The organism is Microbacterium halimionae (assembly GCF_011761265.1).
In the GTDB taxonomy this organism is placed as follows: domain Bacteria; phylum Actinomycetota; class Actinomycetes; order Actinomycetales; family Microbacteriaceae; genus Microbacterium; species Microbacterium halimionae.
Genome location: NZ_JAAOZB010000002.1, coordinates 1199652 through 1224058 on the forward strand (window position 1 = coordinate 1199652; position 24407 = coordinate 1224058).

Genomic DNA, 24407 nt, shown 5'->3' on the forward strand with positions numbered 1-24407 from the left:
CCCGTGAGCCATCGCTTTTGGGCACGCGACTTGCCCGTTTTTGTGGGTTTCGCTTGCGAAACACCCACAAAAACGGGCAAGTCAAGAGCTGCCGGGCGCTGTCAGCGGCCGCGGCGGCCCGAGAAAAGGGCGTGCAGCAACGGAAGAACGGATGCCGCCATCAACACGGTGCCGAAAACCACATCGTCCGCCCGGAGTACAGCACCGGCCACAAGCAATGCGGCGAACAGCACGGCCGAGACCGCGCGACGCACAACCCGTTCCAACCGAGCGACGCGCTTATCGAGGCTTGAACTGCTGACATCGACGTTGCCTTCATCGAAGCGTGTGATGAGGCCATCGAGCTGCTTCGGCAACCGCCAGGCGATCGCCAAGTTCTCCCCTGCCTGCTTGGCAAGATCTTGCACCACGTTGCCACGCTCATCCCGAAGAAGCTGCGAAGCGTAAGGCTCGACAGAATCCCAGAGATTGAATGTGGGCTCGAGCGCACTACACACTCCTGATACGAGCGACATGGCTCGAATGACGAGCAGGAAGTTCTCGGGCAGCTGAAACGGCAGCGAACGGATGACGTCACCAAACTGCACGCCGAACTCACGAAATTCGCGTGGGTCGACTTCGCGCAACTCCGCGAAACCCATGCCACCGAATCGGGCGAAGAGGTCGGTCATCGCTCGCTCTAGGTCACGAGTGTCAGACGAAGGCAGCAGCACGCCCAAATCGCGCGCCGCGTTCACGAGGCCCTTACCGTCACGCGATGCCGCAGCGATGAGCATCTTGCGCAGGCCGCTGCGCGTGGTGGCTGAAACCTCGCCCATCATGCCGAAGTCGATAAAGGTGAGTTTCCACCCGAGCTCGCTCGAGCCGCCGGTCACCGGCGTCACGAAGATGTTGCCCGGGTGCGGGTCAGCGTGAAAGAACCCGTTTGTGAACAGCTGGTCGAACATCACCGACGCGAACACGGGTGCAACATCGGCAGGGTCGATCCCGGCTGCGGCGAGAGCTGCGGCATCCGTGATCTTGATTGCTGTCACGTCTTCGAGGGTGAGTACTCGACGCGTGCTGCGCTCCCATACGACCGCCGGAACGCTTACGCGATCGTCGTCAGCGAAGTCTGCGGCGAAGCGTTCCGAATTGGATGCCTCGTGCAAGTAGTCGATTTCTTCAAGACTTGTCTGCGCAAACTCTTCGACAAGAGCGGGCGCGTCGACACGCGAAGAAACGAGGCGCACGTGGCTCAACCATCCGCCTACCCTGCGAAGGGCGGCGAGGTCGACCTCGACAATTTCGTCGATGCCGGGCCGTTGCACCTTGATGATGACCCCGTCTAACCCGGTATCTGCCGCTCCCGTTGGCGAAAGTCGCGCACGGTGCGCTTGTCCGAGGGATGCCGCGGCCACCGGCGTCTCGTCTACCCACTCGAATGCACGAGCAAGCGATACGCCGAGCTCCGCTTCGGCGAGAGTGCGAATGGCCGCAAACGGCACCGGGGGCACTTCGTCTTGCAAGCCCTCGAGCTCTCTGGTGATTTCCGGTGGGAGCACGTCGAGGCGCGACGACATGAATTGCCCCACCTTGATCATGAGCCCACCGAGATCGACGGCGAGAACGTGAAAGCGCCGAGCGAAGCGGATCATCCGCTTCGCTCGGGTTCGCTCTGCAATTTTGGCAAGCCCAATGCGTGGCAGGACTAACTCGTACCACCAGGTGATGGCGAGGTTCCAGCCGGCGAAGCGAAGTATGCGCCGATAGCGCGCACGAGTATCTCCGGCGGCCGACGCCACGTCTACGCGGCGCCGGCGAGCGGGCGGCACTCCCGTCAGTCCTGCGCGAGGATCGCGTAGAGCTTGCGACGCGCCTCGTCGAGAAGCACGACTGCTTCTTGCACCTGCTCGGGGGTCCCAGTGCGGCCTACCTGGGCGGCGGCCTGTGCAAGCTCAACGCCTGCTTTTGGGAGCGCGGTGAAGCGTCCATTGTCTGACGATTCCTCGGAGTCCCACGGTGTCGATGGGTCGGAGCCGGCGACTTCTTCGCGCCCGGCTTCGGTGAGCGCGTAGGTCTTTCGACCATTCGACTCTTCAGCGCTGATCAGACCCTCATCAGCGAGCAGCTGCAACGTGGGGTAAACCGAGCCGGGGCTTGGCTTCCAGCTGCCGCCGCTGCGCTCTTCGATTTCGTGGATGATCTGGTAGCCGTGCATTGGCTGCTCGGCGAGCAACGAGAGGACGGCTGCGCGCACGTCACCGCGACCCATACGAGTGCCTACGCGCTTTTCGAAACGCGAGCGCAACTGCTCCATTGCCTGCCACATGCTTTCGGCGGGGTTGCCAGAACCGAATCCACCGGTCGGGAATGAACTGCCCATGATGACCTCCTGTAGAAGAACGAACGATAGTTAACGATATATCGTTGAGCATCTGAGCGATACAAGATTCATTTTGATATTCGCAGTTCTCTGGAGACTCACAAGAACGGATACCTCACACTTGGGTCACCGTGTCAGCGCTACATCAGCACAACATTTGGTGGGGCGCGCGGCGGCTACTCGATTTTGAGCACTCGCGTTCGCAGCCATCTACCCGCTTGGCGACCCGCTCGATCCATCGGGCTACCCAACGGATTTGCGCTCATCATGTAGGTCCACGTGGCAGAGGGTCGACGCAACTCCAGCGCCTCAAACCCTGCCAGCAGCTGGTCTGTCGTGACTTTTTCGAGGATGCCCACCGCGTTTTCGTAGGCTGCATCAAAGAATCCTTGAAACTCTTCGAGGACTACGCGATGAAACTCCTCTCGCGGGTTGACGCCTGCAAGCGCTTGAAGATGGATGCCGTCGCGCACCTCACTCATGTGCGCCAGGTGCTCGCACCACTGCTCGTCAAGACACCAGAGCGCGACGCGGCGAGTGAGATCTGCGACGAACTGGGGAGAAGACGCTTCCTCGAGGCTCGCAAGCTTTGTGGGCATACGAGTCTCGAGTGCGACGGAGGTGAGATCACCACTCAGAATCTCGCCGCGAAGCGCAAGAACCTTCTTTCGTTGGCGCGAAAGAGCGCGGCTGAAATCCCATGTATCGCGGTGTTGGTCACGACGGATGCCTTCAGCGATGCGCTGCGCTCGATCAACAATGTCGGCGAGGGTGCGTTGGTCTAGTCGTGAGCCACTGCGACGAACCTTTTCGAGAAGATGCGCGGGCGCGTTGGCCTGCACAACGTCATCGTTGGTGCTCACAAAGACCAGAGTGCTGCCGGGGTCGCCCTGGCGTCCTGAACGCCCGCGCAGCTGCGCATCGAGCCGCTCCGAAGGGCTGCGTCCCACAAGCAGAACGGCGAGGCCGCCAACCGCTGCCACCCGTGCGTGATCCTGCTCCTCAGCACCGCCGAGGCGAATATCGGTTCCGCGGCCCGAAAGCTGGGTGGAGATCGTCACAGCGCCGAATTCACCGGCGCGTGCAATCACGGATGCCTCGTGCGCATCGTTTCGGGCGTTGAGTACAACGGCGTCGATACCCACCTTCGCGAGTGCCCGACCAAATTGCTCCGACTCAGCAACGCTCTGTGTTCCGACCAAGATGGGTTGCCCGGCGCCGTGTCGTTCGCTGACTTCGTGCACGACGGCATCCATGCGCTCTCGGTCATCAGTGAAGACCCGCTGGGGCTCGTCTGTTCGACGCTGGGGAAGGCGTCGTTCGACTCGTCCAGAGCGCACGGAATAGAACTCAGTCAAATCTTCGGCTACAGCAATGACAGTGCCGCTCATGCCGACAAGAGTCGTGTAGCCAGCAAGCAGATCCTGCACGGTGATCGTGTCGAGCACAATGCCGGGAGCTGAAACAGCGAGTTGTTCTTTAGCCTCGATAGCCGCGTGGAGTCCGTCAGGCCAGCGCTGCTGCTGAGCAACGCGTCCGCGAGCTGTGTTGATCAGCTTGATTTCGCCCTCAACCACGAGGTAATCGACATCGCGTTCGACCAGCGCATGAGCGTGCAGCGCCAGGTTTATGCGCGTGAACGCTTCAGTATGTTCAGTTTCGTACAGATTCACGCCACCGAGCCGCTGCTCGATGACGTCAATACCTTGGTCGGTGAGCGAGACTGTCGCTCGGTCGTCATCGATGGCGTAGTGCGCATCGGCGACAAGGTCGCGCACGAGCGAATCAGCCAGGGCGAAATCTGCTGGCTCTTCTCGTGAAGAGCCAGCGAGAACGAGTGGCGACATCGCTTCATCGATCATCACAGCGTCGGCTTCGTCGACAATCGCGACGTCGTGCATCGGCCACACCATGTCGGTGTCTGTCGTTCCAAAGCGATCACGAAGAACGTCGTAGCCAATTTCGCTCACCGGCGCATACACGACATCGTGCTGGTAGTTCGCGCGTCGCGTGGCAGGAGTGGTCTGCTGACCGATCCAACCGACGGCGAGCCCGAGCACTTCAAAAAGCGGACCCATCCATTCCGCATCGCGCCGTGCAAGGTAGTCATTCACAGAAAGCACGTGAACCTTGCGCCGGGCAGCCGCGAACCCGGCTGCTGCCATCGCACCCACGAGAGTCTTGCCCTCGCCCGTGTCGAGCTCGACGACGTTGCCGCTCAACAGGGCAGCACACGCAAGAAGTTGCGGGTCAAAAGGCCGCTGGCTGAGCGTGCGCTCCGCGGCAGTTGCGAGGATTGCTAAGAGCTGCGGTGATGCCGTAAAGCCATCAGATCCGGCATCTTCTCGGGCTGTTCGCTGTGCGGCGAGCGCGAGTGCTCTGTCGTCAAGATTCTCGGCCCATTCGAGCCGGGCTTTTGATTCGTCTACCGCGCGTTGCAGATGAGCGAACGAGGCGGACCCCGGAGCCTTCACTGCTCGTGCCAACCATCGCTTCATAGTGCCCATCAAAACACGAGCAGCTACGCATGGCGCACGGCATCGTTCCGGGCGCACCGCACAAATTGCGCGTCGAGCCGCCGGAAATAGCGGATGCCTCAGCGACCTGTGAACCGAAACTGTTGCGCTTAGTGCAGGCGCTCAAAGTCGGTGATGATCGTCCATGTTGTTTCTAGTTGCAACGTTTCCATGAGCGCCAGCGCGTGCCCCTGAGCCACTCCACGGCCCTCGACAGCATGAACGTCGATCGTGAGCGGCGGCGGCTCGCCGAACTTCGGAATTTCAATCACGACCCACACATCGTCTGCGAGGAAGATTCTCGGTTGCGAGGTCGCGGGCCCCACGATCGGCGCACCGACAGCTCGCGCGACGGCATCGAGTGCTGACAGCTTGTCGACAGCGTCGGATGCGACCAGGGTGGCAACTGCGGATTCGCGTTCTGATGCGAGCATATGCTCAGTCAACCACTCCCCGGACGGCACAGGAACATCCTGTTGAGGCATTCGGCGATGTCTCTATTCGGCGCACCTCGATGAGCATGAGGTAGAGAGTTTTGACTTCGCGATCAGGCTGCCCCCAACGGAGACGGGTCAGGAACATCGATGGTCGGACCAAACCTCTATAACGCGGTCGATATCGGGGTAGCCGGCCGCATCGAGTTTGTCTTTCACCTGCAATGTGACAGTGAGCATGTACGCCTCACTGTGAAGTTCTACTTCTGATGTCTGTTCGCGCTCGTACTCGTTTTTTGAGAGCTCCAGCAGACTGACCGATGAGGCAAACGTTTCCGGGGTGACGTCGGCTTCAGCGAGTGCCAGTTCAGCCACCGTCTGCGCTTCGGGATCGGTACCCTCACGAAGATCTCCAAGCGACCACGAACCGGTGCAGTCGTGGCCTACGACGACGAAGTCGTCGGTGCGATCGGCCGGGCCATGGATGACTGCGCAACCGGTCATCGTTATGCCCGCAAGAGCAGTGATGCCAACGGCAAGAATTCCATGTCGAAACTTCACTCGTCAAGGCTATGCGGCTGGTCACGCGCAGCCCAGACCTCCGATCACATTCGGAGGTTGAGCTTGTCTACTTCCGCGACCATGTCGAGGCGGGTGACGAGCAGTTCGCCAGCGTTGCCCATGTTCGATATCGCGGTGATTGTGATGAAGGCCGCGATGAGGGTCATTGCGACAATAGCGGGGGGCGCGTATCGAAGTTTGATGGTGAGCACGAGGGCGGTGGCTGCGCTGAGGATCGCGATGGTCTGGCCAGCCACCGTGGCAAAAGCCATCCGGAGCGCACTATCCACAGTGAGTGGGCCGTAGCTGTTCATTGCGACGGAGAGCGCAACGGGGATCAAGATGACGCCCCAGATGAGAATTGTGGCTCGACTGACCCGCCGAGGCTTCTTCGAACTAAGAGGCTGCTCCATCAGGGCCGGCGCGGTCATGATCCCACGATATCGGACGGTGACCAGACTCGATAGAAGCTTGCGCCACATCGTTGAGCGCTCACGGAACACCGCCATCCACCGATGAAGTCCGCGGGTCGTGCCAGCTCCGTCACCCCAACATGTCGTGCGGCGCCGCGAAGAACGCGAGCTCATGCGCCGCAGAGGCACGAAATGCCTCCCGCATTCGCACTCGAGTCGTATCGTCAGCATGCGCCGCAGCTGTCGCCACGACCATCACTGCCCGCTGAGTCGCCGCCGCAAATGCATCGTCAGCGTAGGTGTCGAGCCAGGTGCGATACCGATGGTCGGCGTGCGAGAGCGGATGCAGTCGCGTCCCCACATCTTGATAGAGCCAAAAGCATGGCAACAACGCTGCGATCAACACCGCGTAGTCACCGCGAGCCGATGTCGCGAGCAGGTGGTTGAGGTATCCGCTCGTCACGGCGCTCGGGTACGTCTCCCCCAGCGCGTCGGCGGGTATCCAGCTCTCGTGAAGCTGCATCTCGGTCGCAACCGCGCCGTGGGCGCTCGCCGCCCAAAACGCCTGCTCGTCGCCCGTGGGAGCAAGCCTGCTGGCCTCGGCGAGCGCTCGAGAGTAGTCATGCAGATAGAGGGCGTCTTGCTGGAGGTACCAAACGAACGCCACTTGATCGAGAGTGCCGTCGCCGAGTGCTCGCACAAACGGCAGTTCATCGATATTCTCGCGCAGGTCGCGAATGTACTCCCACCAGTCGGCGATGACGTCGGCGGGTGTCGGCCGCGTCGATGTGCCCCCGCGCTCCCACAGCCCAGCGAAGTGGCTCACGGGGCCATGACCGGCACCGACCTCGAGTGAAGCCCCATGACGGATGCTCTCGGTGAGCCACCGCTTCGACTCCCCCGTTGCGCTTACCCAATCACCGGTGGCCGCATAACGGGTCGCAATCGCCGACGACAGCGAGCACCCGGTGCCGTGCGTATTGGTGGTCGCGATTCGCTCACCAGAAAATTCGACGACCTGACCGTGAGGGTCAACGAGCGCGTCGGGGAGCTTTTCCCCGCCGAGATGACCGCCTTTGGCGAGTATGCGAACTCCGAGCCGTGCCGCAACGCGCTTCGCTTGGCCGATGACCGCGGTCCAATCGGAGCCAATCGGTTCTTCGGCAAGAATCGCAAGCTCTGGAATGTTGGGGGTCAAGAGGTCGGCGCGAGATGCCAGCTGGCGCAATGCCTGCTCAGCGTCGCGATCAAGCAAACGATCACCGCTCGTTGCCACCATCACCGGGTCGAGCACGACGATCTGCGGCGACACCCTGTTGAGCCACGCCGTGACGACTTCGATCACCTCGGTATTGGCGAGCATCCCGATTTTGACGGCATCGATCACGACGTCGGCTGACACAGCGTTGAGCTGTTCCTCGAGAAACTGCGTCGGCGGCACGTGCACCGAGCGCACCCCCTGTGTGTTTTGAGCAACGAGAGCCGTCACGACTGCCATGCCGTAGCCACCGTTGGCTGCGATGCTCTTGAGGTCGGCCTGAATGCCGGCACCTCCGGTTGGATCGGTACCGGCGATACTCAGTACCCGTGGCACGGTGCTCATGCTGACGCCTCCCATGCGTGGCGGAGATCCAATACTGCAGCTGCCGGGTCGGCCGCCGCACACACGGCTGACACCACAGCGGCGCCCGCGGCTCCCGCTGCGCGCAAACCCGGTAGATCGTGGCGAGTAACCCCGCCAATTGCTACCGCGGGCAACGCGCTCGCCGCCACGAGCTGCGCAAATCTTTCAATTCCGAGTGGCGGCGGTGCGTCTTTCTTGGTCGCGGTGGCATGCAGCGCACCAATACCGACGTAGTTCACGTTTCCCGCACCGGATGCCGCAGCCCGCAGCTGTTCTTCGGTCGATGCACTGAGCCCCAGCACCGCGTCGGACCCAATCATTTCGCGGACGGCAGCTACCGGCAGGTCTGACTGCCCCACGTGCACGCCCGCAACCCGGGCACCCGCAGCGCGGGCAGCGAGATACACGTCAATTCGGTCGTTGACGAGAAGCGATGCGTGCGGCGGAAGAGTCTCGGCGATACGCAGCACCGTGTCGAGAAACTGACGGGCCGAGGCATCCTTTTCTCGTACCTGCACCGTCGTCACACCATTTCGTGCTGCTGTGTGCACCAGCTCGATGAGGTCGCGACCGGCATCCGTCGCGATCTTGGCATCTGTCACGAGATAGAGCGAGAGATCGATGTTCACGAGATCGCCGCCCGTCGGCGGATGTCGTCTGGATCGACTGCGGCGAGCGCATCGAGAAAGTTCACCGCGAAGCTGCCCGGGCCTGCGGAACGCACAGCTGCGATCTCGGCCGCGACCGTGTAGACCGCAACAGCAGCAACGGTTGTTGCCAACTTGTCGTCGTCCACAGAGGCGAACGCTGCCATGACGGCGCCCAGTGCGCAGCCGCCGCCGGTGACCTTTGTGAGCAGTGCGTCGCCGTTGGCGATGCGGAACAGGTCTTGACCATCGGTGATGACATCGACGGGCCCCGAGACAGCAACGATTCCGCCGGTCTTCTCGGCGAGCGCGCGTGCGACAGGTTCTGCCGCATCCATTCCGTCAGACGCGTCGACTCCGCGCCCACCCGCACCCGCACCCATCAGCGCGATGATCTCTGACGCATTACCCCGCACGACGCTCGGTCGAAGGTCTCGCAGTGTGTAGCCGAGTGGAGTTCGTACCGGCAGCGAGCCGATAGCCACCGGGTCGAGCACCCACGGCGTCTGGGCGTCGTTGGCCGCGGCAGCGGCTTCGAGCATTGCCTGGCGCGACTCGGCTGTGGGCGTACCGAGGTTGACGAGCAGCCCCGAAGCGACCGTCGCGAACGGCCCCGCTTCGTCAGGAATGTCAACCATCGCAGCGGATGCCCCGAGAGCAAGCAGCGCGTTGGCGGTGAAGTTCACGACCACACTATTGGTGATGCACTGCACGAGCGGCGCGTTGTGCCGCACCTCGTCAAGTGCTGAGCAGGTGAAATCGGTCAGTTTTTTTGGCGTGCGCAGCATGCGCGACATCCCTTCGCTAGTACGAACTAGATCAGGTTCAACGGGTGTTATCTCAGCCCCGCAGGGCACCCCGTGTCACTTGTGTGTACGTCGACCCTACCCACCCCAGCGGTTAGCATTCAAAGATGACATCACCTGATCCGATCGAAGACATTCCCGTCGACGGAGAGGTCATCCGCCTCGGTCAGTTCCTGAAGCTCTCGGGCCTGCTCGACTCTGGCGGCAACGCTAAAGAGGTCATCATCGACGGGTACGTCACTGTGAACGGCGAGGTAGACCGTCGCCGCGGGCGCCAGTTGCACGGGGGCGACCTCGTCACATTCGAAGACCGCACGGTGCGCGTTCGGATCTGACACACTGCTGACGCGGCAGTCGAGAACGATCAAGGCGTCACCTTCAAAGCCGCAGAGCAGGCAGGGCGACTACTCTCAAGGGGATGCCGCTTTCCTACCCCTCCACGATCGAAGCAGGGGTGGAGCAGGAGATCGTCATCCGCAAGTCGCGGTTCATCGCCCGCATCGAGCCGGTCACCTCGGTCGAGCGGGCCGACGGCGTCATTGCCGCGGCGCGCAAACGGAATTGGGATGCGCGACACCACTGCACCGCGATGGTGATAGGCCTCACCGCCGATCAGGCGCGGTCTTCAGACGATGGCGAACCGTCGGGCACCGCGGGCATCCCGATGCTCGAAGTGCTGCGCCGACGCGAACTGACCGACCTCGTGGCCGTCGTCACACGCTACTTCGGCGGCGTCAAACTCGGGGCGGGCGGACTCGTCCGCGCGTACTCGACAGCTGTGTCGCAGGCGCTCGACGCGGCGTCACTCGTGCATCGCGTCGCACTCACACAGGTGCGCATCGAGGTTCCCCATGCCGACGCGGGGCGCTTCGAGAACTTGCTTCGCAGCTGGGCGGGTGTGGCAGGCGCAACCTTGGGCGCGCCCAGCTACACCGCGCACGCGACTCTCGAAGTATGGGCTCCGGCGAGCGCGCTGGCAGGGCTACACGATGCGATTGCCGCCGCATCCGCGGGAGAGATCACACCACAGCTCGGCGCGGAACGCATCGTCGACGTGCCCGCGAGCGACAGCTAGAGAGCGCCGGACACGGGGCCGCGCGACTAGAGCTCGTGGCAGTGCGGTTGATCTGCGCCGCCCCGTGACATAGGTCGAACGCGATGTCGTCTGCATCGCTGAAACCTTGCGTGGCCAGGAGACGAGGGACGACGCGGTTGAGCCCTAGCCCCGGCTCCCGGAGCGTGGGATGATCGCCGCATGGCCACCGCGACCAAGACAGTTCCCACTGACGCAGATGTGAACGCGTTCTTGGCGCAAGTGACCCCCGCGAAACGCAGGGAGGATGGGCTGCGACTTGCGGAGATATTTCAAAAGGCCACCGGTGCGGATCCAGTGATGTGGGGGCCGTCGATCATCGGCTATGGCAGCTACCACTATGTTTCCCCGGTCAATCCGCGCACGCACGGCGACTGGCCGAAGACGGGTTTCTCCCCTCGCAAAGCAAGCCTTTCGATCTACGGGTTGAAGGACCTGCCCGAGGGTGCGAAGTTGCTTCCCCAGCTCGGAACGTACGCTGAGGGTGCGGGTTGCGTCTACGTCAAAAAACTTGAGGACATTGACGAGGACGTACTACGCCGCCTCATTGAGATCGCGTGGTCGCGCGAGGACGACCTCCGCGACCGAAAATAGTCGTTCCGCTGTAAAGCCTCGCAATTGTAAAGTTTTGCACGGCGCAGTCAGCGACCGTGCTTGTGCACCCACAAGCGGAGACTCGACTACGGTCGGCGATCAGAGCAACTCCGAAAGAAGCAAATACATCTGCCCCTGTGCAGCCGGCCTGAATCAGGTCGGCGTTGGCTCGCCAAGCATTCGCCGCAACGGAGGGTGTTGACGCTGACGGCAGCGGTCGCACCCGTGGCGGTGCGGTCACCCGGCACCGCACCGCGGTACAGGTCGAACACGACCATCCGCGCATCTCTCCACCCAGGCGAGGACACCCGGTGCGCTCTATCGCGACGAGGATGAAGCAGGGATAGCGGCTATGCAAGGCGCGCGCGATGTGTGGAAGCCACGCGAATGTACGATCTACTCCTCACCAAGCTTCGCCCCCACTCATGCAAGAACCACTGATGAAGTAGTTCGGGCCCCTCCGATCGATGAACGGCGTGATGGTCCTTGGCAACCCACGTGGTTCAGACGCCGCGCTATACCCCGAGAGCTTTGTTTACCAGCAGGGCCCAGGCATCACCCCGCGAGAGTACAAGTGGGACGACATTGACGCTGTGAGCCTCGCGTTGCCAACCAATCAGCTTCGGCTTCCGCACGCTCTCTCCCTGGTTTTCTCCTGGACCGCCATCGCGTTTTACTCGGTGGTTGCGTTCGTCGCCAACCCCGACGACCAGACGACAGGCATCGAGAACGGGTACATGACGATTTCGCAGGCAGACGATGACACCGCGCTGCCACTGAGCCGCGAGTGGTTTGGTACCTACTGGGCCAACAGCGTCGCATCAACGCAATCGCTTCTCGACGAGCTCGTCGAAGATCCTCGCAAACGCGTGCTTCTCAATGCCCCTGACTCGCTCCTCCAAGAAGTGATCAACTCGACGCCCACATAGCCGCAGCGGGGACTCTAGATTCTCGGCAAGCCAGGCACCGTCACGTACCAGCTCGTCCAGGAGCGGGCTGACGAAGGCCCTTCCCGAATGACGAGCTGGCAGAGACGCTGACATTCGGAAACGACAAAGCCCTGATGAAAATTTCTTTTCATCAGGGCTTTGTCGGGATGACAGGATTTGAACCTGCGACCCCTTGACCCCCAGGTAGCCCTAGGAGCCCAGTTCGTTGATTTTCCGGGGCGTAAAGGTGCGTAGAACGGTTCAAATCACGTCATGCACTGCATGGTTTGCATGATTCTGCTCCCCTTTTGGTCCCCTGACGTAGAGGTGAAGACACCAGGTCGCGACACACATCCCATCGCCTCGGAAACGAGCCGAGGTTCTAGCTGCTAGTGAATCGGGGGCCTGTCCCCCGAGGCTTTCTGGCCTTTGGTTTTGGCTTGACCACGGGCCGGCTGTCATCAATGAAGACGACGCTAAGAGGTACGCGTAGCCCACGGAACACCCGGGCTGCACGAGCCAGACTCAACTGGGAAAACAGGGGCAGATTCTTGAGCGCTCCATTCAGGGGTTTGCGGGTAACAATGGCGAATCGCACACGCACTTTCGGGAGATCGATTGCCGAACGAAGATCCGCAGCCAGCTGTGGCGTCGGGGCCAAATTCTCAATGTGCACGGCAAGCTTTTGAGCAGTCTCGACGTCGGTCAATATGAGCGTGGTCGCATTTTGTCCCTGGTAAAAGAGGTGACTGAGTTCAGCGGAACCTGTACCCATTTTCACGTGGGAAAACACCGCTGTTCCGTCCGGATCGATTGACAGCACGTCACAGGGCTCCACCTGCGTTAGGCCGCTTGGGCTAACACTCGTCTTGTCAAGGCAGATCGCGCCGAGCGTCGCCGCGAGTTCGATGTTGTAGTCCGCTTCATGGCCACTTTTCGCAGATGGCAACGTCTCGCCCGTGAACAGAGGCGCAAGGTCGGATTTGATGCGCTCGATATAGGACTTTTCGAGTGCGAACCAGCTCCCGTCCATTAGGTGGAAGCGCTCGGATCGGCCATCTAGTTTGGTGTCAAAAATGATGCATCGTGTGAGGGCATAGCTCGTCCGTTGCTGCTCATTCTCATCCAGCACCAAAACGCGTTGCGCGACCAACTTCTCGTAAGTTAATTGCTTTCGTTTGACCTCTTTCAACTTCAGATAGTCGTAGTAGGCGCTTAGCTCCAAGTCTTCGTAAAGGTCGGCCGGGCCGTCTCCGTTGAAGCGGAAGTACTTCGCGTCGGCGTAGTCGATGAGCTCCGGCAGTGCGAGTTGAGGATCGTCAGATTTGGCCTGCAAGGCAGCGACCAGTTTATCGTTCAAGGCCGAAACTGTCGTTGGATCCTTGACAGGTCGGACGTTCCTTACGTCTGGGAATGAAAGCTTGTAGTCATCCTTCTCGTAGAGTTCCACGAGCTGTGCACAGAGCCCTGGAAGCTTGGAAGCTGCCCTAGTAGTACTGAATCGCACCTGGGCTGATCCCGTCACATTTTTGAGGATCTCGGCGTACTCGCTCTTCGCAGCTCCGGTGAGACTACGTAGAACGTGGGTATCACGTTCTACATCGAAATAGGTAATATCCGAGCCAATCGCGGTTTGCGTGCGCTGCCGTCGAGCCGCCCCTGGGTCAGCGGTATCCGTATTTCGCAGCTTGTTTGGATCGACACAGTTCAGCGTAATGATTAGACCAAAGTCGTACTCGTAGCAGTCCGGCCGCAAATTGTGAATCGTGTTCCCGAACGTCACGACGCAGATCCTGTTTCCGGCTGGAACAAACAAGAGGGCGGCCTTTTGCGACTGCTTCAGCTCTTGGGAAATTCCGAAATAGTCGCGCCACCAAGGAGCTCGAGGACTGGAGTCATTGATGTAGAGAGAGGCGCCTTGCGGGACGTGCGATGCCGCAATGGGTCCGTCCAGCTTGTGGTCATCCGCCAGCGAAGTAGTGGCGTCGAACCCAGCTTTAAGGAGCCACACTGAGATGGATCTTGACTTCTGCATCAGCGTCGGTGCCCGTCTCTATTCCAAAGCAGACGCTCTCCGCTGGGCGTCATCCTTCTGAGTATGGCCTATGTGAAAGCAGATGAGGGGCTCTTCGGACTTCCGATGGGGGTCATGGGGTGAGGCCGCCGGCGGCGAGGAGCATGCGGAGTCGGTAGTTGTGCCGGTTTCGGTAGCCGCGGGCGAGGCGGCGGTGGAGCTCGATGATCCCGTTCACTGCTTCGGTGCCGCCGTTCGATGAGCGGCTGGTGGTGAAGTAGGCCAGGAACGCGTCGCGCCAGCGGCGCAGTGTCTTGCCGAGGCGGGCGATTTCGGGGATCGGGCAGGTGTGGAACGACTCCACGACCTTCTCTGCGATCTTCCGCCCTTCGGCGAGGTCCTTCTGGTGATAGGCGGAGCGCAGCTGCTGCGCGCACTGCCACGCGACGAACACCTCATCATGGGCAGGGGCGGCTTCGATTGCCGCGACCAGCCGTGCCCGCTGCTTCTCGGTGAGGTTCTCGGCGCCGGCGCGGAGGATGGTCTGGATTCCGTAGAGCGGATCGCCCTTCCGGCCGCGGTGACCGAGGGTGTCCTGCTGGACACGGCGGCGGACCTCGTCGACGGCGGCGGTGCCGAGCTTGACGACGTGGAACGCGTCGAGCACCGCGACGGCGTCCTCGAGCTTGTCGTTGATCGCGGTCTTGTATCCGGCGAACGGGTCCAACGCCGCGACCTTCACGTTGTTCCGGAACGCGTCGCCGCGCTCGTCGAGCCAGGCCGCGTAGGCCTTCCCCGATCTGCCCGGCACGAGGTCGAGCAGCCGGGCACGGGTGCGACTGTGCTCATCCCGGGTCAGGTCGACCATCCCGGTCAGCTCCTTCGGGCCGCGCTTGCGGGGGTCGACGTGATGCCAGATGTACTCGTCGACGCCGAGGGTGGTGACGTTCTCGAACCGGGACTCGTCGGCAGCCAGCTTGACGAGTTCGGGCTCAACGGCCCGCCACACCGTCTTCCACGACGCGCCCAACTGTCGGGCCAGGCCCGCGATCGTGGCGTGCTCGCGGCGCAACTGCCCGATCGCCCACGCCACCGCGCGCATGGTGATCGACCCGCGCGCGGCGACCAGGGTCGGGACCTGCTCCACGAACGTCCTCCTCATGCAGTCGGGATCGTCACAACGCCACACCCGCTGCCGCCAGATCAGTCGCACCCGCGTCGCGCCGGGCACGTCGTGAAGAACGCAGCGGCGGCGACCGCGACCGACAGCGAGCACCCCGCACGACGGGCAACCGGCCGGCGCCGCGAGGCTCGAGACCGTCACCACCAGCAGCCCGTCACGACGGTCGACCGCCTCGACATGGACGCCGTCGAGACCGAGCAGCAGATCACAGCGGGAACACGGGCAAGCGGCAGAGCGCGCATCAACGCACCCCGAACTATGGTGAGACACGTCGAGGTCCTCGGTTGGAGCAGTAGTTGGCGCTACTGATCCTCGGGGACCTCGACCGCTACCCGCCCGAACTCACCCGGCGAGCCTCACCCCCACCGGAAGTCCGAAGAGCCAGATAGGGCCAGCTAACTGCGGGTAGGGATCAGCCCTCAGATGTGATCAAACGCACAGAATCTCCACGCGAGGCGACGCCATCAGTCCCGAGGACCGGGACTGACGCTTTTCCGTCATGAAAAACCAAAATCTTGAAGTCGCGATCGGGACGAAGAACGGCGCAGGAGAACTCAGTTCTCGCTGACGCCCGGCCCTCAAATGGTGCATGACATGGTGTCGCATCCTGGCATCGCAATGTGACTCGCAAGGTAGTGTCACATTAGCTAGCACCAAACAGCAATCGGACCATCAGTCGATGAAAAGCGGTGAGCCGGCAAATGTGCTTTGGTAGTCGTCATGACAGACATTTCATCAGCACCGCTCGATAACTCGGACGCGGCTACACCTGCGGCAACCCGGGAGTTCATGACCAAACTCTCGGGTCGAGGCTACGCCCAATATCGGCACATCCTCGTTCAGCTCCCCGACAAAGACGAACCACGCGCAAGTACTCTCGCACGAATGGTCACCGGTCGTCGCCACCGTGAGCTGATCCTCTACATGCTGTTGGTTTCCTCCTGGGGATGGCTGGAAGCGAATCGGGAGCCCCTCTCCGCAGACGTATGGATCCGAGCGCTCACAGCATCGGGAGGACTTACTTGGTCGGGCTCAACGCTGTCCCGTTCGTGGAAGCACCTTGAGGAACTGGGCCTCCTGGAAAAGCGGGAACGAGATGACCGACTCGTGAGGGTCACGCCACGACGGGAGGATGGCAATGACTCTTACACGCTGCCAGCCGGCCGAACCGACCGGCAGAACACCTACTTCACCCTTCCTGACGCGTTTTGGAATGATGAGCTATTCGCCAAGCTTTCGATGCCGGGTCTGGCGGTGCTTCTCGTTGTCGCCAAGGAGACCAGCAATCAAAGCGAGGTGTGGTTCACCTATGACCGGATGGATGAGTGGTACGGGTTGAAGGCCCGAACTGTGCAGACCGGTGTCAAAGAGCTTCGCGCGCTAGGGCTCCTCGACATCCGAGAAGAAATCGTGACCGCGCCTCTTTCCCCTACGGGTAAGACCGTGCGGACTTTCTACTCTCTTGCTGCTCCATACAGTTATGAAGCGCGTGCAGCGATGCAGGCAAAAGCGCAGAAAGAAACACGAGCCCGTGCGCGAAAAAGTTCCACGAAGGTCGCGATGAAACCAACACGACCTAGCCGCAAGGCCAACAAGTAGCAGGACCATGTTGACGACAAACAAAGGAAAGCAGGTGAGACAAATGTTCGGATCCAAATTTAGCGATGCAGGTTGGAAAACTGTGCGGTCAGCGCTAGACAGCTGGGGCCGAACACTGAGACTCAGCGTAATTGTCCTAACCATGTCAGCCCCACCCACCGCCGCTCTATGGCTAATCGCAGGCCGCTGGCTATAGCTGCCTACTGTTCTTCTCGGATGCTCCGCGACGGAGATCGAGTATCCGACTGCCTACCCTGAACATTGTTCTCGTAGAAATTCCACAACACCTCAACATGACCGAGTGCTCGCTCATAGTCGATGCGCTGCGCGTCATCCATCGGCACTGCACCCAGCGGGTTACCCGAAGAGATTTCCCACCGGTCTCGATACGCGATGACCACCTTCAAATGCTCCTCGACAGCATCCTGATCCGCGCTGATTAGGTTGCGCGCCCACGGTTCCGGACTCTGGAACACCGCCTGCGTGAGAGCGGCGACCCGGTGCTGCATCAGGTGTTCTCGTTGCTCAAGCGCCAGCCGCATGCGAGCATCCAGGGGTCCGACTGCTCGTGGGATGAGGCCGACGATCAACCCTGGAGCGCTCCGGCGGGATGGCTGGTAGCTTGCCGCGACTGACGGATAGTTCCGACACGCGGACGCGAGTGCGTCACCGGTCACCGGATCACGGCCCATGCCGACCAGAAGCTGGAGTTGAGTCTCGGTGACTTGATCACCCACCGTGATCGCACCACCGCCGAGAGCGGGCACGGCGGAGCCGAGCCAACGGCCGGGCGGGCTGCCTTTCTCCGCGTAGTAGCGAGTCAGAGGGGTTGAAAGGTCCCGATCCCCGTCGCCGGAGGCGACGGTGCGCAGCAGGTACTTGTAACCGTCCCCCGCGCTCATCACGCGCATCGAAACGGTCATGCTCCTAGGTGTTCGAAGCACACCCCGCGAAGGCATCGTAAGGCCCGCATCACGTCGCCGATAAAGTTGGACTATGAAGACCCCGGCCGCACGCATCGTTTTGACAGTTGCTGCTGTCGTGGTCGCGGCGTTCGGGCTGTTCTCTGCAAGCGTCGTTATCTGGGGATCGTGGTGGCGGTTCCCCTATATGCCGACCGCTGAGGAATGGCAGGCCGTTTTCGGGGCATCGGCTCTCGTTGCACTGGGTTTCGCGTGGTACCAGATTCGACAGGTCGATCAGTCAAACAAGGCATTGATCGCTTCGAACGAGTTGGCCCGCCAAGTCAACATTGAGGCCGTCAGGCCCAGGGTGCAGGTTGCCCTGGAAGCTAGTCGCTTCGTTCAGAAGGACCGTGGCGCATCGGCGACCGGCACGCTCTATATCGCCGTGCGAAATATCGGAGTGAGTCCTGCAAGCGATGTTCGGCTAAAGGTGAGTCAGCCATTCACGTCGCTAGAGACGTTCTTCAAGCCCGGAATGATGAGCTCGCACTTCGCCGAGGTAAACGAGACCTTCAACGGTGAGGTGCACTTCCCGACGCTCAACCCGGGCAACTCCTACATATGGTTCCTCGGACGCGTGCCGGAGCTGTTCCAAGACGACTCTGGAATCCCGCGTCGCTGGGAGGTCGAAACCAAGTACACGGGAACTGTATCTCCAGAACCATTCCGCGAGACGTTCGTTCTTGACCTCGATGTCGAGAAGCGCATCGAGTTGCCCGTCGACCCACTCGTGCGAATCGGCAAAGACATCGAGGTCGTCGGAAGCCACCTGAAAGCGATCAAGGGCGTTGTACCAAGAGAACTCACACTGAGCGATGACTCCGCAAAAGCCCTTAGTCGCAACCTGGGGATACGATCCTCGGCAGGTCGCGCTCGGCGAGCGCCTACTTGGCTGCGAAGACGTCGTTGACCGCCGTAGTGCGGCGAACGCAACCCCTTTGGCGTCAGATGAGAGTGCTCAACGACGGCACCCCTGTTCCAGAGGTAGTCCACGCTCGCGCCGTGGAGCTGTTCGCGCGATGGGTGAGAATCGTCGCACCCATGTTCTTCACGCTGGAGCTCGCGAAGGGTCTCGGCGAGCTGGCAGTGACAGTCGCGATCAGTGCGCTGTCACCAAGGACAGTGCGAAACGGGCGCGTGGACTCGGCATGTGACTCGTGTTTCTCGGCCGGCGACACGGAACATCTCTCTGCTTCTCGACGGTGAGAGACCGGTGAGACACGCCGGGTTCAGCGTTGCACCTGACGGTCGCTCACTCTTCTGTCCCTACCCGGATCGGTCCGCATCGTCAGAGCAATGCTCTGGGAGACGAAACGAATACACGAGTTGTTGACTGCCAACCGAAACGACAAAGCCCCGATGAAAATAGCTTCTCATCAGGGCTTTTCGTCGGGATGACAGGATTTGAACCTGCGACCCCTTGACCCCCAGTCAAGTGCGCTACCAAGCTGCGCCACATCCCGTTTTCTGCGCCGAAGCGTAGACAACTCCACAATCCTACTTGCTCGAAGCGCCGTCCGCGAATCGTGCTGGCGTGTCACCGCGCGAGCAATCTCGGTAGCGTTGCGGGTGTGAAAAAGGCGCCGATCCCCCGCAGCGCAGCGCAGCTGCGGGTGGCGGCATCCTTGGGCACTCTCGTGCTCGCAACCATCGGCGCGGCGCTCCCCCTTTCGATGGTTGCGCCCACCCTCGCGCTCACCGCTGCCGAGTTCGGCACCACGGCGGCAGAGTCCAGCTGGACGCTCACCATCGTCCTCGTTGTTGCCGCCACATTCACACCGGTCATCGGTCGACTCGGTGACATTTACCGTCCGCGCCGTGTGCTGCTCATCCTCATCCCGATCGTCTGCGTCGGGCTCTTAATCGCGGGCATCTCAACGTCGATGCCCGAGCTCATCGCAGGCCGTGCGTTGCAGGGTCTCGGCGGCGGCGTCTTTCCGCTCGCAATCTCGCTCGCGAGCCACTCGATGCCTCACCATCGCCGCGCAACGGCCATCGGCATCCTGACGAGCGCGTTCGCCACCGGAACAGCACTCGGCGTGGTCATCTCGGGCGTGCTGGTCGATCGCATCGGCACGAAAGCGCTCGCATGGGTGCCGTTCGTGCTGCTCACGGTCGCCCTCGCACACATCGTGGCGTTCGTGCCCACAGCACCCGCCAAAGGCCGCGGGCGCCTTCACCTCCGCTCGGCCTTCACGCTCGCAGCTGGCGTACTCGCCCTTTTGCTTGCTGTCACCGAGGCTCCCCGCTGGCCCATCCCGGTTCTCGCCACAATCACGTGCGTCGTGATCGGCGTCGCATTTCTCACCGCGTGGGGCGTGCACGAGGTGCGGCGCGAAGACACCAGCATCCATCGCCACACGCTCAAAATCCGCGCCGTCTGGATCGCCCACGTCACAGCATTCCTGCTCGGTGCGGCGCTCTTCGGTACGTTCGTCATTTTGCCGGTCTTCGCCGAATCCGCCTCCGGGCTCGGCCAGGGTGCGACTATCGCCGGCATCCTGCTTCTCCCGGCCACCGTCGCAATGGCGCTTGTCGGTTCACTCTCGGGCATTCTCCGCACCTACCTCGGTCGCCGAGGCCCGATCATTCTGGGCGCCGCGCTCACTGTCGCCGGCAGCATCGTGCTAACGCTCCCCCCGCAAAACATCCCCTCGCTGCTTGCCGGTTCCACACTTGCCGGCGCCGGAATCGCCATGGGGTCGGCCGGAGCACTCAACGTACTCATCGATGTGTCATCAACGGATGCCGTCGCCGCCGTCTCGAGCATCAACGTTGTTGCCCGCCAAATTGGGGGCGCCTTCGGCGCGGCCACCGCCGCAACACTGCTCACCCTGCACGGGGGCACACCAGAGCCGGAAACCTATACTCTCGCGTTCACATTCATCACGACACTCGGTGTCGCCGCGTTCGCGCTGTCTTTGCTGATTCCGAGTCGTCGTCGAGTCAGTCGACGCGTCGCGGGCGAGTAGCCTTCGTCCAAACCCATCTAAGCCGTCTCACATGCACGAAGGAGTGCCGGATCTATGACACTGAGCACACCACTTGCCCGCAACTGGTGGTGGGGATTCATCCCCTACATCGCGCTGTCGATCATCCACGTCGTCACGCTCGCCCTCAGCGTCGACGACGTCGCCGGGCCCACGAAGCTGTGGCTCATGCCGCTTCTCATTGTCGCGGTACTCTGGGGCGGTCGTGGCACGGCATGGGGAACCCCTTACACGCTTCTGTTCCTCGCGCTGGCGTTCTCGTGGCTCGGCGACGGTGCGGGTACGTTCTTCCCTTATCTCGACGATGAGCTCCCCGCGATGCTGCTGTGCTTCGGCGTCGCACACCTTATCTACATCGCTCTGTTCTGGCGCTACCTCGCCATCACGCGCGTTCCCCGGTGGGCAGCGATCTACGCCGTGTGGTGGATCGTGCTCGTCGTCTACCTGTGGCCTTACCTCGGCGGGCTCGCGTTCGCTGTCGCAGCGTACGGCCTCGTCCTCGGCGGCACAGCAGTATTGTCAACGCGCTGTCACCCGGCGATCGCGTGGGGCGGCGCGTTCTTTCTCACGTCAGACACCATCCTGGCGTTCACGATCTTCGCCCCGAAGGCACTCCCGCCGGGGGTCGGCGATCTCGTTATGCTCACCTACACGATGGGCCAGGGCCTCATCGCGGCGGGCGTCATCATCGCCACGCACCGCCCTCGCTCCACAGCATCGGTTCGCCACGACAACCCACAAAGCGACACAATTGACTCATGACGGATGCCTCAGCTCGCGTTGACGCGTGGCTCTGGGCGGTGCGGGTCTACAAGACGCGTTCCGCCGCGACCACCGCGTGCCGTGCCGGCCACGTGCGGGTCGGCGGCGAGCGCGCGAAGGCCGCACAGGCGGTGCGCCCCGGCGACGAAGTACGAGTGCGGATCGCCGGGTTTGACCGCATCCTGGTCGTTCGTCAAACGATCATCAAGCGCGTGAGTGCTGCCGTTGCGGCAACAGCGATGGATGATCTCACTCCCCCGCCGCCTCCCCGCGAAGAAGTGGCGATGGTGGCCATGCGCGACCGTGGCGCTGGACGCCCCACCAAGCGCGAACGCCGCGAAACCGATCGCCTCCGCGGACGGTAAGGGTCGCATCCCCTTGCGCCCGGATATCAAGCGCGGTCGTGAAGCGTGACGTGGTACCCATCGGGGTCGGCAAAGGTAAACGTGCGACCGAAGGGGCCGTCGATCGGCGCCGCGACTATTGTGTGGCCGTCAGCGACGAGAGAGTCGTAAATCGCCTGCACGTCGGTTGCGTGCAACCAAATCGCAGCTCCAATGCCGGGCTGGGCGACCGACGCAAGATCGGTGCCGGGAACGATGTCTCGAAGTGCGAATGCGATCGGGGTCGTCTCGAAGACAACGGCGTGCGGCGGGCCAGCCTTGGAGCGCACAAGTCCGAGGTACTGCTCATAGAACGCTCGCGAAGCGTCGAGATCGCAAGTCTGGAAGGAGATGAAGTCGGGACCGGTAACGGGCATAAGAATCTACTTTCAATCATGTCAGTTTTCTGACATGCACAATCGTATGTCAGAATACTGACATGAGTCAAGACGGAATCGACCTCGAAACGTCACTCGGCTACCTCCTAAAAGAGGCATCGAGCGCCCTCCGCACTGCGATGGAAGCGTCGCTTCGCCCACTCGGTATGACGATCACGCACTACTCATGCCTCGAACTGCTCTCGCAGCGCCCGGGCATGTCGAACTCGGAGCTGGCGCGGGGCGCATTCGTCACGCGTCAGTCGATGAATGTGCTGCTGCAAACCCTCGAGCGCGATGGGCAGGTGACCCGGCCGATCGAGGCTCGCGTCGGCAAGGTTCTTCCCGCCGAGCTCACTCCGCTCGGCCGTGAGAGCCTTGCAAAAGCCACCGCCGCGGTGCGATCAGTGGAAATCAGGATGCTGGGCAACATGACACCCGCAGAGCGGTCAGTTGCGCGCGACACACTGCGAAGCATGATTCACAATCTCGGCAGTCTTGACGGCAACGACGGCGATGGCGAATCTCAGCGATAGCCATTCCACGTCGGGGAACGGCGCTCATCAGCCACGTTGCTCGATAAGCGTGAGCTGCGTCCCGTCGGGGTCAATGAGGAAGCCAGCCTTCAGCCCCCATTCCTGCATACGAACCTCGTGAAGCCGAGGCATCCCTGCTGCCGAAACTGGCACACCAGAAGCGCGGATCGCTTCATAAAGCTCGCCGACGTCGGCGACACGCAAGCAGCACATGAAGCTACTTGACAGCGGATCGAACGCCGGCGCTGGAAAAAACTCAAGCTGCAACGCACCGCGCGTCAAAATCATCCACCCGGCGTCGCGCAACTGCCGTTCAAAACCGAAGCCTGTATAGAACTGTTCTGTCGTGTCGAAGTCGGCCGAGGGAAGATTCGGCACAGCACGATCAGACACGGGCACCGAACTCATCGCTCTTGGGGGTCGAGAAATCCCCGATCCACATTCGCTCGGCGGCCGATGAGAAGCCAGCTTGCTGGCCCGATGATCGGAACAAAGATCGCGAGGAGCGTCCACATGAGCGCGTGACCGGGTGATGCCGAGTCCCGCGTCCGCGAGATCGACACCAGCGCTGCAATGAGAGAAACCAGCACGAGTACTACTGCGCCAGACCACCAGAGATCGTACGCCGCAGGAATCAGTGGGTTAGCCATTGTTCGAGGCTAGGGCAGCATGTGTGCGACCGCTAGAGACGACGCTCAGTCGAGGAGGCCGAGCAACCAACCGGCGCCACGAGACGATGCACCGGCGGCATTCACTCGCTCGGTGAGCCCGCGATCGCTCGTCACCGCGGTCACACTGCGACCAAGACCCAGGAGGCGCTCCGTCTCAGCGACGATCGTGTCGTCGCCTTCGCCCGCAGCGCGCACGATGTCGATACCGGGGGCCGCGGCATCCGTCGCTTTCGCTTGACCTTCGACCACGATCGAGATCTCGGGAAACCAGGTATTTTCGGGCAAGTCGAGCTCTGCAGCTGCGATCCCCTGCTCGGCGAGCGCACCCACGCGAGCAATAAGTCGGGCCGCCGCTCCCACGCGGTCTTTCCACCAGCCGTCGGGAACCGAGCCCACCACGTTGGCGGCGTCGATCACGAGGGCCGGTCGCACGCCGATCAGGCCCGAGAGCTGCGCCCACGACGAAGCAAACCCCGGATGCAGCGGGTACCCCGCCACATCATCGACCGGCACCCAACGTAATTCGCGGCTCTCCGGGTCACTGATCACCGGCTCAAAGGGCGTCACAACGTCGGCGAGGAGTGTCGTGTACGTCCAGATGCCAAGGTCCAGCACGCTCTCGCAGCGCGGCGCCATCGAGGCATCGGGCACACCGGCTTCTTCTGCCGATTCGCGCATCGCACCATCGCGCGCAGACTCCCCCTCGTGGCGGGCGCCTCCGGGGAGAGCCCAGGTGTCACCGAAGTGACTCCACGACACACGGTGCTGCAGCAGCACACCGCGAGCGGCGTCGATGGCAAGGAGTCCGGCGGCGCCGAAGCGCCCCCAGTACCTCTCCCCCGAGGGGGCTACCACCCACGCGTCACCGGGATCACGCGGGCCATGAGGCCGCCGCTGTTCTCCGGGAAGAGGGAGTTCGATACTCACCTGTCCAGCCTCGCATAC

Annotated in this window: 26 protein-coding genes, 1 tRNA gene and 1 riboswitch; of the genes, 10 read left to right on the plus strand and 17 right to left on the minus strand. The window is 61.9% G+C overall.

Going from position 1 to position 24407, the window contains the following annotated elements; genetic code table 11:
* Nucleotides 1–101: 101 nt before the first annotated feature.
* The 9 genes from FHS06_RS13535 to thiM form a co-directional block, all read right to left on the minus strand.
* On the minus strand, nt 102–1814 hold the full coding sequence (locus FHS06_RS13535) for an ABC1 kinase family protein (RefSeq protein WP_310734828.1): 1713 nt from the start codon (nt 1812–1814) through the stop codon (nt 102–104).
* A gap of 5 nt (nt 1815–1819) precedes the next feature.
* The gene (locus FHS06_RS13540) at nt 1820–2365 is read right to left on the minus strand and encodes a PadR family transcriptional regulator (protein WP_167050128.1); all 546 of its coding nucleotides are present in this window, start codon (nt 2363–2365) and stop codon (nt 1820–1822) included.
* Nucleotides 2366–2541: 176 nt separating this feature from the next.
* Nucleotides 2542–4863 carry an accessory Sec system translocase SecA2 gene (gene secA2, locus FHS06_RS13545; protein ID WP_167050130.1) on the minus strand — a complete coding sequence of 774 codons (2322 nt, stop codon included), beginning with the start codon at nt 4861–4863 and terminating at the stop codon, nt 2542–2544.
* A gap of 128 nt (nt 4864–4991) precedes the next feature.
* The gene (locus tag FHS06_RS13550) at nt 4992–5315 is read right to left on the minus strand and encodes a hypothetical protein (RefSeq protein ID WP_167050132.1); all 324 of its coding nucleotides are present in this window, start codon (nt 5313–5315) and stop codon (nt 4992–4994) included.
* 138 nt (nt 5316–5453) lie between these two features.
* Complete coding sequence (locus FHS06_RS13555) at nt 5454–5876, minus strand: hypothetical protein (RefSeq protein ID WP_167050134.1); 423 nt, start codon at nt 5874–5876, stop codon at nt 5454–5456.
* A 44-nt stretch (nt 5877–5920) separates the two neighbouring features.
* Nucleotides 5921–6307, minus strand: coding sequence for a hypothetical protein (locus FHS06_RS13560; RefSeq protein ID WP_167050136.1), 387 nt, complete (start codon nt 6305–6307; stop codon nt 5921–5923).
* A 112-nt stretch (nt 6308–6419) separates the two neighbouring features.
* Nucleotides 6420–7892 carry a bifunctional hydroxymethylpyrimidine kinase/phosphomethylpyrimidine kinase gene (locus tag FHS06_RS13565; RefSeq protein ID WP_243845448.1) on the minus strand — a complete coding sequence of 491 codons (1473 nt, stop codon included), beginning with the start codon at nt 7890–7892 and terminating at the stop codon, nt 6420–6422.
* Nucleotides 7889–8542, minus strand: coding sequence for a thiamine phosphate synthase (gene thiE / locus FHS06_RS14070; RefSeq protein ID WP_167050140.1), 654 nt, complete (start codon nt 8540–8542; stop codon nt 7889–7891). Before thiE ends, FHS06_RS13565 begins: the two co-directional genes overlap by 4 nt.
* Nucleotides 8539–9348, minus strand: a complete 810-nt coding sequence (gene thiM / locus FHS06_RS13575) for a hydroxyethylthiazole kinase (RefSeq protein WP_375138704.1) — start codon at nt 9346–9348, stop codon at nt 8539–8541. Before thiM ends, thiE begins: the two co-directional genes overlap by 4 nt.
* A riboswitch (TPP riboswitch) is annotated at nt 9340–9431 on the minus strand. It overlaps the preceding gene by 9 nt.
* 42 nt (nt 9432–9473) lie before the next feature.
* On the opposite strand from thiM, the gene FHS06_RS13580 reads away from it, so the two are divergent.
* The 4 genes from FHS06_RS13580 (at nt 9474) to FHS06_RS13595 (ending at nt 11982) form a co-directional block, all read left to right on the plus strand.
* A complete protein-coding gene (locus FHS06_RS13580) occupies nt 9474–9701 on the plus strand; it encodes an RNA-binding S4 domain-containing protein (protein ID WP_167050144.1) in 228 nt (75 codons plus the stop codon).
* Between the two features lie 83 nt (nt 9702–9784).
* On the plus strand, nt 9785–10441 hold the full coding sequence (locus FHS06_RS13585) for an IMPACT family protein (RefSeq protein ID WP_167050146.1): 657 nt from the start codon (nt 9785–9787) through the stop codon (nt 10439–10441).
* A 180-nt stretch (nt 10442–10621) separates the two neighbouring features.
* Complete coding sequence (locus FHS06_RS13590; RefSeq protein WP_167050148.1) at nt 10622–11053, plus strand: DUF1801 domain-containing protein; 432 nt, start codon at nt 10622–10624, stop codon at nt 11051–11053.
* Between the two features lie 467 nt (nt 11054–11520).
* Nucleotides 11521–11982: a hypothetical protein gene (locus FHS06_RS13595; RefSeq protein WP_167050150.1), complete on the plus strand. Its 462-nt coding sequence runs from the start codon at nt 11521–11523 to the stop codon at nt 11980–11982.
* Nucleotides 11983–12364: 382 nt separating this feature from the next.
* Here FHS06_RS13595 and FHS06_RS13600 read toward each other — a convergent pair whose 3' ends face one another.
* Nucleotides 12365–13993 (minus strand): DUF6119 family protein, encoded by a 1629-nt coding sequence (locus FHS06_RS13600; protein ID WP_167050152.1) that lies wholly within the window; start codon nt 13991–13993, stop codon nt 12365–12367.
* A 136-nt stretch (nt 13994–14129) separates the two neighbouring features.
* The gene (locus FHS06_RS13605) at nt 14130–15449 is read right to left on the minus strand and encodes an ISL3 family transposase (protein ID WP_424960769.1); all 1320 of its coding nucleotides are present in this window, start codon (nt 15447–15449) and stop codon (nt 14130–14132) included.
* 450 nt (nt 15450–15899) lie between these two features.
* Between FHS06_RS13605 and FHS06_RS13610 the strand changes: the two genes are divergently transcribed.
* Nucleotides 15900–16778 carry a helix-turn-helix domain-containing protein gene (locus tag FHS06_RS13610; RefSeq protein WP_167050154.1) on the plus strand — a complete coding sequence of 293 codons (879 nt, stop codon included), beginning with the start codon at nt 15900–15902 and terminating at the stop codon, nt 16776–16778.
* A 200-nt stretch (nt 16779–16978) separates the two neighbouring features.
* Here the strand turns inward: FHS06_RS13610 and FHS06_RS14425 are convergent, their stop codons facing one another.
* Nucleotides 16979–17701: a relaxase domain-containing protein gene (locus FHS06_RS14425; protein WP_167050156.1), complete on the minus strand. Its 723-nt coding sequence runs from the start codon at nt 17699–17701 to the stop codon at nt 16979–16981.
* Between the two features lie 73 nt (nt 17702–17774).
* Between FHS06_RS14425 and FHS06_RS13620 the strand changes: the two genes are divergently transcribed.
* Complete coding sequence (locus FHS06_RS13620) at nt 17775–18653, plus strand: COG1361 family protein (protein ID WP_167050158.1); 879 nt, start codon at nt 17775–17777, stop codon at nt 18651–18653.
* A 479-nt stretch (nt 18654–19132) separates the two neighbouring features.
* Here the strand turns inward: FHS06_RS13620 and FHS06_RS13625 are convergent.
* Nucleotides 19133–19206: transfer RNA gene (locus tag FHS06_RS13625), tRNA-Pro, on the minus strand.
* Between the two features lie 108 nt (nt 19207–19314).
* Between FHS06_RS13625 and FHS06_RS13630 the strand changes: the two genes are divergently transcribed.
* The 3 genes from FHS06_RS13630 to FHS06_RS13640 are packed head-to-tail and all read left to right on the plus strand — an operon-like array spanning nt 19315 to nt 21860.
* Entirely contained in the window at nt 19315–20715 is a 1401-nt protein-coding gene (locus FHS06_RS13630) for an MFS transporter (protein WP_167050160.1), read from the plus strand.
* 54 nt (nt 20716–20769) lie between these two features.
* Complete coding sequence (locus FHS06_RS13635) at nt 20770–21495, plus strand: lysoplasmalogenase (protein ID WP_167050162.1); 726 nt, start codon at nt 20770–20772, stop codon at nt 21493–21495.
* Nucleotides 21492–21860: an RNA-binding S4 domain-containing protein gene (locus FHS06_RS13640; RefSeq protein WP_167050164.1), complete on the plus strand. Its 369-nt coding sequence runs from the start codon at nt 21492–21494 to the stop codon at nt 21858–21860. Before FHS06_RS13635 ends, FHS06_RS13640 begins: the two co-directional genes overlap by 4 nt.
* Before the next feature lie 26 nt (nt 21861–21886).
* Here the strand turns inward: FHS06_RS13640 and FHS06_RS13645 are convergent, their stop codons facing one another.
* Entirely contained in the window at nt 21887–22255 is a 369-nt protein-coding gene (locus FHS06_RS13645; protein ID WP_167050166.1) for a VOC family protein, read from the minus strand.
* 62 nt (nt 22256–22317) lie between these two features.
* On the opposite strand from FHS06_RS13645, the gene FHS06_RS13650 reads away from it, so the two are divergent.
* Nucleotides 22318–22791, plus strand: a complete 474-nt coding sequence (locus FHS06_RS13650) for a MarR family winged helix-turn-helix transcriptional regulator (RefSeq protein WP_167050168.1) — start codon at nt 22318–22320, stop codon at nt 22789–22791.
* Between the two features lie 27 nt (nt 22792–22818).
* On the opposite strand, the gene FHS06_RS13655 is transcribed toward FHS06_RS13650, so the two are convergent.
* Genes FHS06_RS13655 through FHS06_RS13665 form a run of 3 tightly spaced genes read right to left on the minus strand, consistent with a single transcriptional unit; the run spans nt 22819 to nt 24389 of the window.
* The gene (locus FHS06_RS13655) at nt 22819–23184 is read right to left on the minus strand and encodes a bleomycin resistance protein (protein ID WP_167050380.1); all 366 of its coding nucleotides are present in this window, start codon (nt 23182–23184) and stop codon (nt 22819–22821) included.
* An 11-nt stretch (nt 23185–23195) separates the two neighbouring features.
* Nucleotides 23196–23441: a PLD nuclease N-terminal domain-containing protein gene (locus FHS06_RS13660; RefSeq protein ID WP_167050170.1), complete on the minus strand. Its 246-nt coding sequence runs from the start codon at nt 23439–23441 to the stop codon at nt 23196–23198.
* Nucleotides 23442–23486: 45 nt separating this feature from the next.
* Nucleotides 23487–24389 carry an NUDIX domain-containing protein gene (locus tag FHS06_RS13665; RefSeq protein WP_310734829.1) on the minus strand — a complete coding sequence of 301 codons (903 nt, stop codon included), beginning with the start codon at nt 24387–24389 and terminating at the stop codon, nt 23487–23489.
* Nucleotides 24390–24407: the final 18 nt, after the last annotated feature.